Below are 15,031 nucleotides of genomic sequence, written 5' to 3' on the forward strand. Positions count from 1 at the left end.
GCGCCGGCGGGCGTGATCTCTCTGCATCGTCCGCCGGCGGGCGCGATCCCTCCTCACCGGCCGACGGCGGGCGGCCACGTGCCGGAGGCCACTGGTTGTCACGGTCGAGACGGGTCGCCGCGGGGCTGGTGGTGCCGCTGATCGTGCTGGCCGTCTGGCAGGCAGCCACGGCGGCCGGCGTGTTCACCTCCGCTCAGCTACCCGCACCCTTGGCCGTCCTGGCGGCGGTGGCGGAGCTGACCCGGCGGGGCGAGTTGTGGCAGCACGTCGCGATCAGCGGGCAGCGTGTCCTGCTGGGCTTCGCCGCCGGCGCGTCCGCGGGCCTGCTGCTCGGTGCGGCGGTCGGCTTGTACGCGCCGGTCAGGGCGCTGCTCGCACCCAGCGTCGCCGCCCTGCGGGCGGTGCCGTCACTGGCATGGGTGCCGTTGCTGGTGCTCTGGCTGGGCATCGCCGAAGCCCCGAAGATCGTCCTGGTGGCGATCGGCGCGTTCTTCCCCGTCTACACCACGGTCGCCGCGGCACTGGCCCACGTGGATCCACATCTGGTCGAGGCCGGCCGCGCGTACGGGCTGCGCGGTGTGTCCCTGCTCACCCGCATCCAGCTCCCGTACGCCGCGCCCGCCGTCCTTGCCGGGCTGCGGCTCGGCCTCGCCCAGGGCTGGCTGTTCCTGGTCGCGGCCGAACTGATCGCCTCGTCCATGGGGCTCGGCTTCTTGCTGATCGACAGTCAGAACACCGGCAGGACGGACATCCTGCTGCTGTCGATCCTGCTGCTCGCCCTGCTCGGCAAGGCCGCGGACGCGCTGCTCGGCCTGGTGGCGAGAAGCCTGTCCTGGCCCTTCTCCCACGACTCCGGCTGACGCCGGCGTCAGGCGACCGCGCGCAGCGGAACCGCGTTCACCTCGTCGGCCAGCGCGCGGAGCCGAGGGCGTAGTTCCTCGGCCAACGGCGTGATCTGCGTGTCCAGCACGAACAGCCCCCTGGTCACGTGCCGCGCCCCCAGCACGCTGAGCACCGGCCGCAACGCGTAGTCCACCGCCAGCAGGTGCGCCTGCGTGCCTCCGGTGGCGATCGGCACCACGGTCTTGCCCGCGAAGGCATTCTGCGGCAGCCCGTCGAGGAATGCCTTAACCAGGCCCGTGTAGGCGGCCTTGTAGATGGGCGTGGCCAGGATGATCACATCGGTCTCGGCCACGGAGCGCTCCGCGGCCACGAGGTCGGGATGGTCGCCGTACCCGAACAGGAGCGGCTCAGCGGGCAGGTCGCGCAGGCGGAGCAGGGATACCGCACCGTCCAGGAGCTCGGCCACGTGGTCGAGGAGTCGTCCGGTGCGGGAGCTCGCGGAAGGGCTGCCCGATATCAGGAGCACGCGGGTCATGACGAGGAGTGCCTTTCTAGAACAGGCCGTTCAGCGGCGGTTGCGCGCCGGTGAGGTGGTAGGCGCCGACGACGGCGGCCTTCCAGGCGCGGGGGTTGTGGTTGGCGACGGTTCTGGCGTTGCGCCAGTGCCGGTCGAGATTGTGGCGACGGGAGACCGCGGAGCCGCCGCCCACGTCGAACAGCAGCTCGGCGGCCTTCAACGCTGACTCCGCGGCGACGAACTGTGCCTGGGCCGCCTCGACGGCCGCCTCCGTGAGCAGACCGGGCTCCAGGTCGCCGGCCCAGGCCCGGTCGATCGCGGCGGCGGCACGCAGGACCGCGGACTCGGCGGCGTAGGCGCGGGCGGAGATCTCGCCGACGGCGTGGCGCACGTACGGGTCGTCCACGGACCGGGTGGCGCTGCTGTGCTGGATCGGGCGGGCGCGAGCGCGGGTGAAGCCGACGGCGTCGGTCAGGGCGTTGCGCGCGATCCCGGCCAGCACAGCGGCCAGATAGAGCTGCATGAACGCACTGACGGGGGAGCGGGCGCCGTTTCCCGCGCGTTCGGCGACCTCCTCCGGCAGCACCTTGACGCCGTTGAGCAGGGTCGTGCCGCTGGCCGTGAGCCGCTGCCCGATCCCGTCGAAGTCGTCGAGCAGTTCCAGCCCATCCCGGTCGCGCGGCAGAGTGAAGAAGATCCGCTCGCCGGAGTCGTTCACGGCCGACGCGCTGATCCAGTCCGCGTACAGCGCGCCGGTGCTGTAGTACTTGCTGCCGTTCACGACGCCGTCGCGGTCGATGCGGGTGCGTACCTCCCCGCTGGCGCCGCCGACCTCCCAGCCCGCGTTGCCGAACACGTCTCCGGCCAGGAAACGCGGGAACCAGCGTTCCCGCTCGGCGGAGGAGGCGGTGAGCAGGTGCTCGACCCGGCCGAAGCCGGGGCGCAGCGCCTGGGCGACATTGGAGTCGGCGGCGGCCAGGTCGATCAGGAACCCGAAGACGTCGGCCACGCCGGCGCCCGCCCCGCCGTAGGCGGCGGGGACGCGGAAGGTGAGCAGGCCCGTGGCGGCCACGGCACGAATCTGCTCCCGGGGGAGTTCGCGGGCCAGCTCCCGCTCCCCGGCACCGGCCGCCAACCCGGGAAGCAGGTCGGCGGCGCGCCGCCGCAGCTCCGGCAGGGTGCTCACCGGGCTCCCGCCGTGGCGAACGGGATCGAGGCCGGCTCGGCGGAAGTGGAGCTCTCGGAGGGGTGCTGCCACAGGCCGCGCTCGCGCAGGATGGGCAGCACACCCTCGCCGAACCAGTACGCCTCCTCCAGGTGCGGGTATCCCGACAACACGAACTCGGTGAGCCCGAGGCGGTGATACTCCTCGATGCGGTCGGCCACCTCGGCGTGGCTGCCGACCAGAGCCGTTCCCGCCCCGCCGCGCACCAGCCCGACGCCCGCCCACAGGTTCGGGTAGATCTCCAGCTCATCGCGCCTGCCGCCGTGCAGGGCGAGCATGCGCTTCTGCCCCTCCGACTCACTGCGGCCCAGCCCCGCCTGCACCTTTTCCACGGTCGCCTGGTCGATCCCGTCGAGCAGCCGGTGCGCCTGCGCCCACGCCTGCTCAGCGGTGTCGCGGGTGATGACGTGCAGCCGGATGCCGTGCCTGATCGTCCGGCCCTCGGCCGCGGCCAGGCCGTTGATCCAGGCGATCTTCTGGGCCACGGCGTCCGGCGGCTCGCCCCAGGTGAGGTAGGCGTCCACGTGTCGCGCGGCCACCCGGCCGGCGGCGGGGGAGGAGCCGCCGAAGTACACCTCCGGCACCGGATCGGGCAGCCGGTTGAGCCGGGCGTCCTCGACCTGGAGGTGCTCACCGGCCAGGCTCACCGTCTCACCCCGCCACAACGCCCGTACCACCTGCAGGAACTCGTCGGTACGCGCGTAGCGGGCGTCCTTGCCCAGGAAGTCCCCATAGGCGCGCTGCTCGTGGCCCTCCCCACCGGTCACCACGTTCAGCAGCAGCCGCCCGCGCGAGTGCCACTGGAAGGTGGCCGCCATCTGCGCGGCCAGCGTGGGCGAGACGAGGCCGGGCCGGAAGGCCACCAGGAACTTCAGCCGCTCGGTGGTGTCGGCCAGCATGGCGGTGGTCAGCCAGGCGTCCTCGCACCACGCGCCGGTGGGCGTCAGCGCGCCGACGAAGCCGACCTGCTCGGCGGCGTGCACGATCTGGCGCAGGTAGGGCAGGGTCGCCGGGCGGGCCCCTGAGGCCGCGCCCGCCGGGAGCCCGTGGCCGCCGCCCACGACGTCGCGGCTGTCGCCGTACGTGGGCAGGAACCAATGGAACGTCAAGGTCATCGTTTCTCCTAGAGCAGGCCGTGCCGCGGCGGTAGCCGGCCGTCGAGTACGTAGCGCCCGATGTGCTGGATCTTCCAGCGGGCCGGGTCGTGCAGGGTGTGGGTACGGGCGTTGCGCCAGTGGCGGTGCAGGTTGAGCCCGTCCAGGCTGGACCTGGTGCCGCCCAGGTCGAAGATCGCGTTGCCCAGCTCCACCGCCACCGGGCCGGCGAACGCCTTGGCCGCGGCCACGGCGATCGAGGCCGCGCCGGCCGACTCGTCGGTCAGGTCGTCCGCGGCGGCATCCACGGCGGAGGCGGCGCTGTCGAGCAGCGCCTCGGCGGCACGCACCTGGAGGGCCAGCTCACCGGCCCGCTGGATGACGAGCGGATCGTCGGCCGCGCGCTCCTGCCCGCTCTCGAACCACGGCCTGGCCTTGGTCCGGACGAACTCCAGCGCCTCTTCCAGGGCGCCGCCGGCGATGCCCACGTCGATGGCCGCGTGCAGGAGCTGCGCGAATGCCCCGTGAAGCTGCGGCCCGGTGAACGTGAGGTGGTGCGGGACCACCCGATCCTCGGGCACGCGCACGTCCTCCAGCAGCACGGTGCCGCTGGCGGTGGTGCGCTGACCCATGCCCGCCCAGTCGTCCACCACGGTCAGACCGGGGGCGTCGCGCGGCACGTACGCCACATGCAGCGTCCGGTCCTCGCGCCGTGCCAGCACCGGGACCCAGTGCGCGAACAGTGCGCCCGTGCTGTAGTGCTTGGTGCCGTTCAGCAGGAAGCCGCCTCCGGGGGCGGCGGTCAGTGAGGTCCGGTAGTCCTGGACATGCCGGGTGCCGGCCTCGGACTGGGCGTTGCCGAAGCGTCTGCCGTCCAGCACCTCGCCGCTGAAGAACTTGCGCTGCACGTCCGTGCCCTGCCGGAGCAGGACGTTGACGTAGACGAAGTGGCTCTGCGGGATCTGCGCGATGTTCGGGTCAGCCGAGGCCAGCAGCCTGAACACCTCGGCGACGGTGCGCGCGCTCACGCCGGCACCGCCGTACGCACGCGGCACGGTGATGGCGAGCAGCCCGCTGGCCGACAGCCGATCGAGCTCGGGCTCCGGCAGGCGGCGATCGGCGTCGCGGGCCGCCGCCTCCACCGCGAACCCGGCGGCGAGGTCTCGCGCCGCCGCGAGCGCCTCGGCGTCATCGGCGATCACGTGGGTCATGTTGTTTCGTCCGTTCTGCGTGTTACGTTATGGTTCACCGTAATCCCTGCAATGCAGGTAGGCAATACCTGTTAAGGATCCTCCATGCCCACCCGCTCCACGATGCTGCTCGTTACGGCCCTGCTCACAACGCTGCTGGCCGGTTGCGGCGCGGACGCCGCGCCACAACCGGCTGGCACCAGCGCAGGTCCGAAATCCGGAGGCACACTCGTGCTCGGTGAGAACGGCGACGAGCCCGCCTGCCTCGACCCCCACCAGCTGTCCACCACGAACACCACGGTCGTCGGCCGCCCGATCTTCGACTCGCTGCTGTGGCAGGACGCCGAAGGCGAGCTCAAGCCGTGGCTGGCCACCGCCTGGAAGGTTTCGGAGGACGGCCTGACCTACACCTTCACCCTGCGCGAAGGCGTGCGTTTCCACGACGGGTCGGCCTGGAACGCCGAGGCGCTGCGGCTCAACCTGGAGCACATGCGGGATCCGGCGACCAAGTCGCCGCTGGCCGCCGCGTACATCGCGCCGTACGAGGAGTCGAAGGTCGTGGACGAGCACACCCTCGAAGTACGGCTGAGCTCGCCTTACTCGGCCTTCCTCAATGTGCTGGCGCAGTCGTACCTGGCGATGATCTCGCCCAAGCAGCTCAAGGAGGATCCCGCGGGCACCTGCGAGCGCCCGGTCGGCTCGGGGCCATTCGTCTTCGACCGGTGGACCAAGGGCCAGAGCGTCACCTACCGCAAGAACCCCGGTTACGCGTGGGCGCCGACCGGCCGCACGGGGCCGGCGTACCTGGACCGGCTGGAGATCCGCTTCCTGGCCGAGGACGCCACCCGCCAGAACGCCCTGCTCGCCGGAGAGGTGGACGTGATCGACAACACCCCGCCCGCCGGCGTCGAGGACATCAAGGCCAACCCCGACCTCGCCTTCACCACCGTCGACCGGCCGGGACACCCCTTCTCGGTCTGGCTCAACACCGGCCGCGCCCCGTTCTCCGACGTCAAGGTGCGCCAGGCGCTCACGCTCGCCGTGGACCGCAAGGCGATCATCGACAGCGTCTCCTTCGGCCAGTGGACGGTCGCCACCGGCTTCCTCACCCCGCCCACCCCCGACTTCGCCGCCGGCGGCGGCATCTCTCACGACCCGGCCGGTGCCGACCGGCTGCTGAACGAGGCCGGCTGGGGGACCAAGGGGCAGGACGGCATCCGCGTCAAGGACGGCAAGCGGCTCACCGCCGTCGCCCTGGACACCGGTGTGAACCCGCAGAACACCCAGATCCTCGTGCAGACCCAGGCCGCCGCCGCCAAGCTCGGCATCGAGATCAAGATCGAGAACGTTCCCGCGCAGGCCGCCACGGACCGCACGGGCAAGGGCGACTTCGACCTCTCGGCCGGCATCTGGACCACCAACACGGCCGACGTGTTGTGGATCCAGTACCACTCCAAGAACATCACCACCGACAAGCGGCGCGGCCAGAACACCACCAGGCTCTCCGACGACCACCTCGACGACCTGCTCGAACAGGCCCGCAAGAGCACCGACGCCACCGAACGCGCGGCCATCTACGGCAAGGCGCAGACCCGGCTCAACGAGCTGACCCCCGCCATCCCGCTCTACGACCGCCCCAGCCTCGTCTCCGCGAACAAGCGGGTGCATGGGCTGACCTGGGACCACGCCTACGGCGCGATCGCCTTCCACGACACCTGGGTGAGCTGAGGACATGACCAAGACCCCCCTCGCCGTTCTCACGGCAGCCCTGCTGCTGACGGGATGCGGCGTCACAACAGGCGGCCCGGACGACGGCACGGCCGGCGCGAGCACCACCCCCAAGCGCGGCGGCACGCTGATCCTGGGTGAGAACGGCCAGGAGCCGACCTGTCTCGACCCGCACGGCAACGCCAGCTCCGACGGCCCCGTGAGCACGGTCCCGGTGTCCGACTCGCTGGTGTGGTTCGACGCCGACGGAACCATCCAGCCATGGCTGGCCGAAAGCTGGAAAGTCTCCGGCGACGGCCTGACCTACACCTTCAAGCTCCGCCAGGGCGTGAGATTCCACGACGGCGCGGCCTGGAACGCCGAGGCGCTCAAGAGCAACTTCGAGCACATGCGCGACCCGGCGACGAAGTCACCGCTGGCGGCCTCGTACATCGCGCCCTACAAGGACGGCGAGGTCGTGGACGAGTACACGCTGAAGGTGAAGCTGAACTCGCCCTACCGGCCCTTCCTCGACATCCTCGCCCAGGGCTACCTCGGCATGATCTCCCCCAAGCAGATCAAGGAGTCGCCCGAGAGCATCTGCACTCACCCCATCGGCTCCGGCCCGTTCATCTTCGACCAGTGGACCAAGGGCCAGAGCATCACCTACCACCGCAACCCCGACTACAACTGGGGCCCGAAGAGCGCCAAGCACACCGGCCCCGCCTACCTGGAGAAACTGGAGATCCGCTTCCTGGCCGAGGACGCCACCCGCTACAACGCTCTGGCCTCCGGCGAGGTGCACGCCATCGACTTCACCCCGCCGCAGAACGTCGAGGACGTCAAGGCCAATCCCGACCTCGGCTTCCTCAGCGCGATCAGGCCGGGGCACCCGATGGCGTTCTGGCTGAACACCTCGCGGCCCCCGTTCGACGACGTCAAGGTGCGCCGGGCGCTACTGGCCGCCGTGGACCGCGAGTCGATCATCAAGGGCATCTCCTTCGGCCAGTACCAGGTGGCTCAGGGCTTCGTCACCTCCTCTACGCCCGGCTACGCCGAAGGGCTGAGCGGCACCATCAAGCACGACGAAGCACAGGCGAACAAGCTGCTGGACGAGGCCGGTTGGACGGCCAGGGACAAGGACGGCATCCGGCTCAAGGACGGCAAGCGGCTGACGGCGTACTTCCCCATCGCCGCGAACTTCCCCGCACAGCGCATGCAGATCGCCGTGCAGACCCAGGCCGCGGCCAGGAGGATCGGCCTGGACATCCAGCTCCAGACGCCACCCGAGCAGGAGCTCAGCGACCGCTCGGTCAAGGGCGACTATGACCTGAGCTCCGGGCTGTGGGCCACGAACACGGCCGACGTGTTGTGGATCCAGTACTCCTCCAAGAACATCACCACCGACAAGCGGCGCGGCCAGAACGTCGCCCGCCTGTCCGACGCCGGGCTCGACGACCTTCTCGAGAAGGCCAGAAGCGCCGAGGACCCCACCGAGCTCTACAACCAGGCGCAGGCACGGCTCCTCGAACTCGTCCCCGCCATCCCGTTCTACGACGACCCGCGCCCGGTCGCCTACCACAAGAAGGTGCGCGACCTGTCCTTCACGCCCGCCTACCCGTCGCCGTACTTCTACGACACCTGGCTGGAGGAGTGATGAGGACGGTGAAGTTCATCGGGTGGCGCCTGCTGGCCGGGGTCGGCGTGCTGTGGGGTGCGGCGACCCTGACCTTCCTGGTGGTGCACTTCACCCCCGGCGACCCCGCCGAGGCCGTCGTCGGGGGTGAGGGCGCCGCCCCGACCCCGGAGGTGCTCGCCCAGGTCAGGTCCGAGTACGGGCTCGACCTTCCCTGGTACGAGCAGTACGCCGCCCACCTGTGGCGCATCGTGCACGGCGACTTCGGCACCTCCTACCGCCTGCACACCCCGGTCACCCAGGCCATCGGCGAGCAGGCCGCCGCCACCGCCGAGCTGGCGCTGGCCGCCGCCGTCACCGGACTGCTCCTGGCGGTCGTGGTGGCATTGGCCACCGCCGGGCGCCGCCGCTGGCGCGGCCTGGCCTCGGCGGTGGAGCTGGTCGCGGCCTCGACGCCGACGTTCTGGCTGGGCATCGTGCTGCTGACCGTCTTCTCCTTCGGGCTGCGGTTGTTCCCGTCTTCGGGCGGGCAAGGGCCGGCCTCCCTGGTGCTGCCCGCGCTCTGCCTGGCGCTGCCGATCGCGGGCGTGCTCGGCCACGTGCTGCGCGAGGCGCTGGAGGAGGTGCTGGACGAGCCGTTCATCGTCAGCGCCCGCGCGCGTGGCCTGGGCGACACCGCCGTACGGCTGCGCCACGCGCTCAGGCACGCCCTGACCACGCTCGTCACCATGACCGGCTTCTGGGTGGGTGCCCTGCTCGGCGGCGCGGTCGTCACCGAGACGCTCTTCACCCGCCAGGGCATCGGCCGCCTGCTGGTCTCGGCGGTCAACGCCAAGGACCTGCCGCTCGTGCTCGGCGTGGTGCTGCTGTCCGCCCTGGTCTACGTCCTGGTCAACCTCGTGGTCGACCTGCTCTACCTGGTCATCGATCCCCGATTGAAGGAGGCCGCGTGATGGCCGCCGACCCCCGGCCGAGGAGGAAGAGGTGAACCGGCTCGGCGTGTGGCTCGCCGGGGCCGTCCTGGCCGTGCTTGTCCTGACCGCGCTGGCGCCCGGCCTGTTCGCCGGTCAGGACCCGCTCGCCGTGGACAGCGGCGCGACCCTCCAGGCCCCCAGCGCCGCGCACCTGCTCGGCACCGACGAGAACGGCCGCGACGTGCTGTCCCGCATCGTGCACGGCACGCGTGCCTCGCTGCTGCTCGGCTTCGGCGCGATCGCCGTCGCTCTGGTCATCGGCGGGCTGCTGGGCCTGGCCGCCGGGCTGGGCAACCGGCTGGTCGAGAACGTCATCATGCGCCTGTCCGACGTCGGCATGGCCTTCCCCGAACTGCTGCTGGCCCTGGTCGTCATCACTGTGGCGGGCGGCGGCACCGCCAACGCCATCCTCGCCATCGGGGTGGCCAACATCCCCTCCTACGCCCGCCTCGTCCGTGCCCAGACGCTGGCCATCCGCCGCTCCCTCTACGTCGAGGCGGCGTACGCGCTGGGACTGCCGGGACCGCGCGTGATCCTGCGGCACGTGCTGCCGAACGCCGTCAAACCGGTGCTCATCCTGGCCACCATCGGTGTCGGCACGGCACTGGTGGCGGGTTCGGCGCTGAGCTTCCTCGGGCTCGGCACACCGCCGCCCGAGCCCGAGTGGGGATCCATGCTCTCCACTGCCCGCAACTTCATCTCGCGGGCCTGGTGGTACGGCGTCTTTCCCGGCCTGGCGATCACGCTGACGGTGATCAGCGTGACCGTGGTCGGCCGGGCACTCAGACTGCGATCGGAAGGGAGGACCTGGTGAGCCTGGTCAGAGTAAATGACCTGCGCGTCGCCTTCGGCGCGACACCGGTCGTGCACGGGGTGTCGTTCGAGATCGGGGCGGGGGAGTGCCTGGCCCTGGTGGGCGAGTCCGGCTCCGGCAAGAGTGTCACGGCGCGCACCCTGGTCGGCCTGACCGGCAGCGGCGCCCGCGTCACGTCCGGCGAGCTGACCTTCGCCGGACAGGATCTGACCCGCCTGCGCGAGCGCGGCTGGCGGCGCCTGCGCGGCGGCCGGATCGGCTTCGTGCTCCAGGACGCCCTGGTCTCGCTGGACCCCCTGCGCAAGGTCGGCAAAGAGATCGAAGAGGTCCTGGCCGCCCACACCGATCTGTCCGGCACGGCCAGGAAGGCCCGGGTGACGGAGTTGCTCGCCTCCGTGGGCGTGCCAGAACCGGAACTGCGGGCCGGACAGCTCCCGCACCAGCTGTCCGGGGGCCTGCGCCAGCGCGCGCTGATCGCCACCGCCCTCGCCGCCGACCCCGAGCTGATCATCGCCGACGAGCCCACCACGGCCCTGGACGTCACGATCCAGGCGCAGGTGCTGGACCTGCTGGCCGGGATCAAGGCCCAGGGCCGCTCGCTGCTGGTGATCAGCCACGACCTGGCCGTGGTCGCCCGGCTCGCCGACCGGGTGGCGGTCATGAAGGACGGCGTGATCGTCGAGCAGGGACCCGCCGATCAGGTGCTCACCGCGCCCGGCCACGAGTACACCAGGCGGCTGCTCCGCGCCATCCCGGCCGAGCACACCAAGGGCACCCGCCTCTCCGACGGCGCCCCGTCCCCTTCCCGGCGCGCCACGGGCGCGGTCGTGGTGCGGGCCGAGGGCATCGGCAAGTCGTTCGGCGACCGGTCCGCCGTCGAGGAGGTGTCGTTCACGCTACGCGCGGCCGAGACCCTCGGCATCGTCGGCGAGTCCGGCTCGGGCAAGACCACCACGGCCAGGATCGCGCTCGGCCTGACCCCGCCCGACACCGGCACCGTGGAGGTGCACGGCAGGCCGTGGACGAAGGGCGACCGGGCCCAGCGCCGTGGCGTGCAGGTCGTCTACCAGGACACCCTGGCCTCCTTCGACCCCCGCTACACGGTGGCCAAGGTGCTCGCCGAGGCGCTGGCCGTGGCGGGCGTGCCGCGCGAGCGGCGCCGCGACCGCTCCGTCGAGCTGCTCGAACTCGTCGGGCTCGGCGCCGAGCACCTCGCCCGCCGTCCGCTGCGCCTGTCCGGGGGGCAGCGGCAGCGGGTGGCCATCGCGCGGGCACTGGCGCCCGAGCCGTCGGTGATCGTGTGCGACGAGCCCGTGTCGGCGCTCGACGTGTCCGTCCAGGCGCAGGTGCTCGACCTGCTGGAGGACGTGCAGCGGGAGACGGGCGTGGCGTACCTGTTCATCTCCCACGATTTGGGTGTGGTGCACCACCTGTGTGACCGGGTCCTGGTCATGAAGGACGGCCGCGTGGTCGAGGAGGGCCCGGTCGGGACCGTCTTCCTCCAGCCCGCGCACCCGTACACGAAAGAACTGGTGGCGGCGGTCCCGAGGCTGGCGGCGGCGTGACATGGCACATGTGATCAAGACCGACGAAGAGGCGATCGAGGTCGCCCGCGAACTGGCGGCGGGCTTCGCCGAGGGCGCCGCCCGCCGCGACGCCGAGCGCATCCTGCCCACGGCCGAGATCGAGGCGCTCTCCGAGAGCGGCCTGCTCGGCATCACCGTCCCCGCCGGGCACGGCGGCGCGGGCGTGCGCACCGCGACGCTGGGCGCGGTCATCAGGGAACTTTCGGCGGCCGACGGCAGCATCGGGCAGATCCCGCAGAACCACTTCTGGTACCTCGACTCCCTACGCGAGCACGGCACGCCGGGCCTCCAGACGTTCCTGTACGCCGAGGTGCTGGCGGGCCGCCGCCTCGGTAACGCCGCCGTGGACGCCCGCGGCCCCGATGGGGAACGCGAGCGGGCGACCCTGCGCCCGCACGACGGCGGCTACCTCATCTCCGGACGCAAGATCTACTCGACCGGGGCGCTGTTCGCCCACTGGATACCCGTGACCACCCTCGACGAGGACTCCCACCACGTGGCCTTCGTTCCCCGGGACGCGCCCGGACTGACCGTCGTGGACGACTGGGACGGCTTCGGCCAGCGCACCACGGCCAGCGGCACCGTGCTGCTGGAGGAGGTGTTCGTGCCCGCGGACCGGATCATGCCGGTGCGCAGGCAGGACGTCACCACGTTCAGGAGCTTCGGGCTGCTGATCCACGCCGCGATCGACACCGGCATCGCCGAGGGCGCGCTCGCCGACGCCGCCGCGTTCCTGCGCGGCTACACCAAGGGCGGCTGGCCGGGGGCACGGGCCGAGAAGGTCGTGGACGATCCGGTCGTGGTGCAGCGCTTCGGCGAGCTGGCCGTGCAGACCAGGGCGGCCAGGGCGCTGCTCGAAAGCGCAGGCGACGCCGTGGACCGGGCTCGCGCCGCCGCCCCCGAGGACTTCGAGCGGCTGGCGGGCGAGGCTGCCGTCGCGATGGCCGCCGCCCGCGCGCAGGCCGACCGGGCCGCCAACCGGGTCACCGGCGAATGGTTCGAGCTCGCCGGCGCCGGCGCCGTACGTGGCCCGCTCGGCCTGGACCGGCACTGGCGCAACGCCCGCACCCACACCGTCCACGACCCCCGCCGGGCCAAGGTGCACGACGTCGGCAACTACCACCTCAACGGCATCGCCCCCAGGAGCTACCCCCGATGAGCAGCGGCATCATCCACTTCAACCTGTTCGAGATGAACTGCGTCGGCCACATCCAGCACGGCCTGTGGACCCACCCGGCCAACAACCGTCACCGCTACACCGACCTGAAGTACTGGACGGACCTGGCCAGGCTGCTGGAGCGCGGCCTGTTCGACGCCGTCTTCCTGGCCGACGTCGTAGGAGCCTACGACCGTTACCGCGGCGGCCCCGCCACCGCGATCCGCGAGGCCGTGCAGATCCCCGCCAACGACCCGCTGCTGGTGGTGCCCGCCATGGCGGCGGTGACCGAGCATCTGGGATTCGCGGTGACGTCCTCCACGACGTACGAGCCGCCGTTCGCGCACGCCCGCCGCATGTCCACGCTGGACCACCTGACCAAGGGGCGGGTCGCCTGGAACGTGGTCACCTCCTACCTGCGCAGCGCCGCGCGCAACTTCGGCCTCGACGACGAGATCGAGCACGACCTGCGTTACGAGATCGCCGAGGAGTACCTGGAGGTGCTCTACAAGTTGTGGGAGGGCAGTTGGGAGGACGGCGCAGTGCTGCGCGACCGGGAGCGGCAGCTCTATACCGACCCGGCCAAGGTGCACGCCATCGACCACATCGGCAAACACTTCCGGGTGGCCGGGCCGCACCTGTCGGAGCCGTCGCCGCAGCGCACCCCCGTCATCTACCAGGCGGGCAACTCCGACCGCGGCAAGGAGTTCGCGGCCCGGCACGCCGAGGCCGTCTTCACCGGCGCCGCGACGCTGGAGGCGCTGCGCGAGGACATCGCCGACACCCGCCGCCGCGCCGCCGCGTACGGCCGCGACCCCGCCCACATCACGTTCTTCCCCAGCGCGTCGGTGATCGTCGCCCCCACCCGGCGGGAGGCCGACGCCAAGGTCGCCGACCTGCAGCGGCACATCCGCCCCGAGGGCTTCCTCGCGCAGCGGGGCAGCGGCATCGACCTGGCCGCCTACGACCCGGACGAGCTCATCGACGACATCGTGGCCCGCGGCGGCGACTTCACCGAGCGCGCCGTGCGCCCGCTGGTCGGCCGCGGCCTGCGGGTGCGCGACGTGCTCGACTCCGTGGGACGCATCGGCGCGGGCCCGTTCTTCGCCTCCGGCACCCCGCGGCACGTCGCCGACGAGATCGAACGCTGGGTCGACGGGACCGGCGCGACCGGTTTCAATCTCATGCAGTACCTGTCACCGGGCACCGCCGAGGACTTCATCGAGCTGGTCGTGCCCGAGCTGCAGCGCCGGGGCCGCTACCGGACCGCTTACGGCGACTCGACGCTGCGCGAGCGGCTGCTCGGCCCCGGAGTTCATCGGCTGCCCGACACCCACCCGGGCGCCGCCCACCGCCGCCATCCGGCCTCCCGGCTCTGAGGGCACGGCCGGCCGCGCCGCGCTCAGCGCGGGGCGGCCGGGCCGAACGGGCGGTCGCCGCGCAGCGTGATGCGGTGCATCACCCGATGGGCGTCCCCGTAGTCGCGGTTGGCGTAGTGGGACGTGCTGCGGTTGTCCCACATGGCCACGTCGCCGGCGCTCCAGCGGTGGCGGACGATGTGCTCGGGCTTGGTCAGGTGGGCGTAGAACAGGTCGAGGAGGTGGCGGCTCTCGGCCTCGGAGACACCGACGATGTGCGAGGTGAAGCCGGGGTTGACGAACAGGCCCTTGCGCCCGGTCTCGGGATGGACGCGTACGACGGGGTGCTCCACCGGGTCCAGCCGGGTGACGACCTCGCCGTCCCAGACGCTGCCCCGGCCACCGCGCCGCTGGGCCAGGTAGTAGCCGAACTCGCGGTTGCCGTCGTGTACGGCGGTGAGCTGGTCGGCCAGTTCCCTGACGGGTGCGGCGAGGGAGTCGTAGGCGAGCTGGCTGTCGGCCCAGCTGGTGTCCCCGCCGGTGGGCGGCAGGGTCACGGCGCGCAGGATCGAGCCGAGCGGTGGGCGGGGCATGAAGGTGACGTCGGTGTGCCAGACGTCGGCGAAGCCGTTGTCGGCGCTGTCGAGTGCGTAGATCTCCGGGTGCGCCTCGTCCACGCCGCCGACGACGGGATGGGAGGCGGTCAGCTCGCCGAGGCGGCGGCCCAGTGTGACCTGGCCGTCGTCGTCGAGGGTCTGGCCGGAGAAGAAGAGCACCTTCCGCTCGACGAGGGCGGCCCGTACTTCGGCCAGTTCCCCGTCGCCGGCGGTGGCCAGGTCCAGCCCTTCGATCCGGGCGCCGAAGTGCGGTCCGAGCGGGCGCAGGGTGAGCTTGGCGGCCAAAGTGGACATGTGCGCTCCTGTTCGATGAT

13 protein-coding genes are annotated in these 15,031 nt (G+C 71.7%); 8 read left to right on the forward strand and 5 right to left on the reverse strand.

Annotated elements, in window-relative coordinates; genetic code table 11:
* Positions 1–95: 95 nt before the first annotated feature.
* Positions 96–860 carry an ABC transporter permease gene (locus AB0I81_RS20500; RefSeq protein ID WP_360658777.1) on the forward strand — a complete coding sequence of 255 codons (765 nt, stop codon included), beginning with the start codon at positions 96–98 and terminating at the stop codon, positions 858–860.
* A gap of 8 nt (positions 861–868) precedes the next feature.
* Here the strand turns inward: AB0I81_RS20500 and ssuE are convergent, their stop codons facing one another.
* From ssuE to AB0I81_RS20520, 4 genes are read right to left on the reverse strand one after another with little or no spacing between them, the layout of a single operon-like run.
* Positions 869–1,378 (reverse strand): NADPH-dependent FMN reductase, encoded by a 510-nt coding sequence (ssuE, locus tag AB0I81_RS20505; RefSeq protein ID WP_360658779.1) that lies wholly within the window; start codon positions 1,376–1,378, stop codon positions 869–871.
* 16 nt (positions 1,379–1,394) lie between these two features.
* Positions 1,395–2,546 carry an acyl-CoA dehydrogenase family protein gene (locus AB0I81_RS20510; RefSeq protein WP_360658781.1) on the reverse strand — a complete coding sequence of 384 codons (1,152 nt, stop codon included), beginning with the start codon at positions 2,544–2,546 and terminating at the stop codon, positions 1,395–1,397.
* Complete coding sequence (locus tag AB0I81_RS20515; protein ID WP_360658783.1) at positions 2,543–3,700, reverse strand: LLM class flavin-dependent oxidoreductase; 1,158 nt, start codon at positions 3,698–3,700, stop codon at positions 2,543–2,545. Before AB0I81_RS20515 ends, AB0I81_RS20510 begins: the two co-directional genes overlap by 4 nt.
* A gap of 8 nt (positions 3,701–3,708) precedes the next feature.
* Positions 3,709–4,890, reverse strand: a complete 1,182-nt coding sequence (locus AB0I81_RS20520; RefSeq protein WP_360658785.1) for an SfnB family sulfur acquisition oxidoreductase — start codon at positions 4,888–4,890, stop codon at positions 3,709–3,711.
* 84 nt (positions 4,891–4,974) lie between these two features.
* Between AB0I81_RS20520 and AB0I81_RS20525 the strand changes: the two genes are divergently transcribed.
* The 7 genes from AB0I81_RS20525 to AB0I81_RS20555 are packed head-to-tail and all read left to right on the forward strand — an operon-like array spanning position 4,975 to position 14,121.
* A complete protein-coding gene (locus AB0I81_RS20525) occupies positions 4,975–6,597 on the forward strand; it encodes an ABC transporter substrate-binding protein (protein WP_360658786.1) in 1,623 nt (540 codons plus the stop codon).
* A 4-nt stretch (positions 6,598–6,601) separates the two neighbouring features.
* A complete protein-coding gene (locus AB0I81_RS20530) occupies positions 6,602–8,233 on the forward strand; it encodes an ABC transporter substrate-binding protein (protein ID WP_360658788.1) in 1,632 nt (543 codons plus the stop codon).
* Positions 8,233–9,165, forward strand: a complete 933-nt coding sequence (locus tag AB0I81_RS20535) for an ABC transporter permease (RefSeq protein WP_360658790.1) — start codon at positions 8,233–8,235, stop codon at positions 9,163–9,165. The genes AB0I81_RS20530 and AB0I81_RS20535 overlap by 1 nt, the downstream gene beginning before the upstream one ends.
* A gap of 31 nt (positions 9,166–9,196) precedes the next feature.
* On the forward strand, positions 9,197–10,000 hold the full coding sequence (locus AB0I81_RS20540) for an ABC transporter permease (protein ID WP_360658792.1): 804 nt from the start codon (positions 9,197–9,199) through the stop codon (positions 9,998–10,000).
* Positions 9,997–11,565, forward strand: coding sequence for an ABC transporter ATP-binding protein (locus AB0I81_RS20545; protein WP_360658794.1), 1,569 nt, complete (start codon positions 9,997–9,999; stop codon positions 11,563–11,565). Before AB0I81_RS20540 ends, AB0I81_RS20545 begins: the two co-directional genes overlap by 4 nt.
* 1 nt (position 11,566) lies before the next feature.
* A complete protein-coding gene (locus tag AB0I81_RS20550) occupies positions 11,567–12,745 on the forward strand; it encodes an SfnB family sulfur acquisition oxidoreductase (RefSeq protein ID WP_360658796.1) in 1,179 nt (392 codons plus the stop codon).
* Positions 12,742–14,121 carry an LLM class flavin-dependent oxidoreductase gene (locus AB0I81_RS20555; protein ID WP_360658798.1) on the forward strand — a complete coding sequence of 460 codons (1,380 nt, stop codon included), beginning with the start codon at positions 12,742–12,744 and terminating at the stop codon, positions 14,119–14,121. Before AB0I81_RS20550 ends, AB0I81_RS20555 begins: the two co-directional genes overlap by 4 nt.
* Before the next feature lie 23 nt (positions 14,122–14,144).
* Here AB0I81_RS20555 and AB0I81_RS20560 read toward each other — a convergent pair whose 3' ends face one another.
* Complete coding sequence (locus AB0I81_RS20560; RefSeq protein WP_360658800.1) at positions 14,145–15,011, reverse strand: TauD/TfdA family dioxygenase; 867 nt, start codon at positions 15,009–15,011, stop codon at positions 14,145–14,147.
* Positions 15,012–15,031 lie beyond the last annotated feature (20 nt).

The sequence above is a fragment of the Nonomuraea sp. NPDC050404 genome (genome assembly GCF_040655495.1).
Classification (GTDB): Bacteria; Actinomycetota; Actinomycetes; order Streptosporangiales; family Streptosporangiaceae; genus Nonomuraea.

Bases quoted from the DNA above. Each gene is read 5' to 3' on its own strand.
- AB0I81_RS20520 (WP_360658785.1), bottom strand. From the start codon at position 4,890: ATGACCCACGTGATCGCCGATGACGCCGAGGCGCTCGCGGCGGCGCGA.
- AB0I81_RS20550 (WP_360658796.1), top strand. From the start codon at position 11,567: ATGGCACATGTGATCAAGACCGACGAAGAGGCGATCGAGGTCGCCCGC.
- AB0I81_RS20530 (WP_360658788.1), top strand. From the start codon at position 6,602: ATGACCAAGACCCCCCTCGCCGTTCTCACGGCAGCCCTGCTGCTGACG.
- AB0I81_RS20525 (WP_360658786.1), top strand. From the start codon at position 4,975: ATGCCCACCCGCTCCACGATGCTGCTCGTTACGGCCCTGCTCACAACG.
- AB0I81_RS20535 (WP_360658790.1), top strand. From the start codon at position 8,233: ATGAGGACGGTGAAGTTCATCGGGTGGCGCCTGCTGGCCGGGGTCGGC.
- ssuE (WP_360658779.1), bottom strand. From the start codon at position 1,378: ATGACCCGCGTGCTCCTGATATCGGGCAGCCCTTCCGCGAGCTCCCGC.
- AB0I81_RS20560 (WP_360658800.1), bottom strand. From the start codon at position 15,011: ATGTCCACTTTGGCCGCCAAGCTCACCCTGCGCCCGCTCGGACCGCAC.
- AB0I81_RS20515 (WP_360658783.1), bottom strand. From the start codon at position 3,700: ATGACCTTGACGTTCCATTGGTTCCTGCCCACGTACGGCGACAGCCGC.
- AB0I81_RS20555 (WP_360658798.1), top strand. From the start codon at position 12,742: ATGAGCAGCGGCATCATCCACTTCAACCTGTTCGAGATGAACTGCGTC.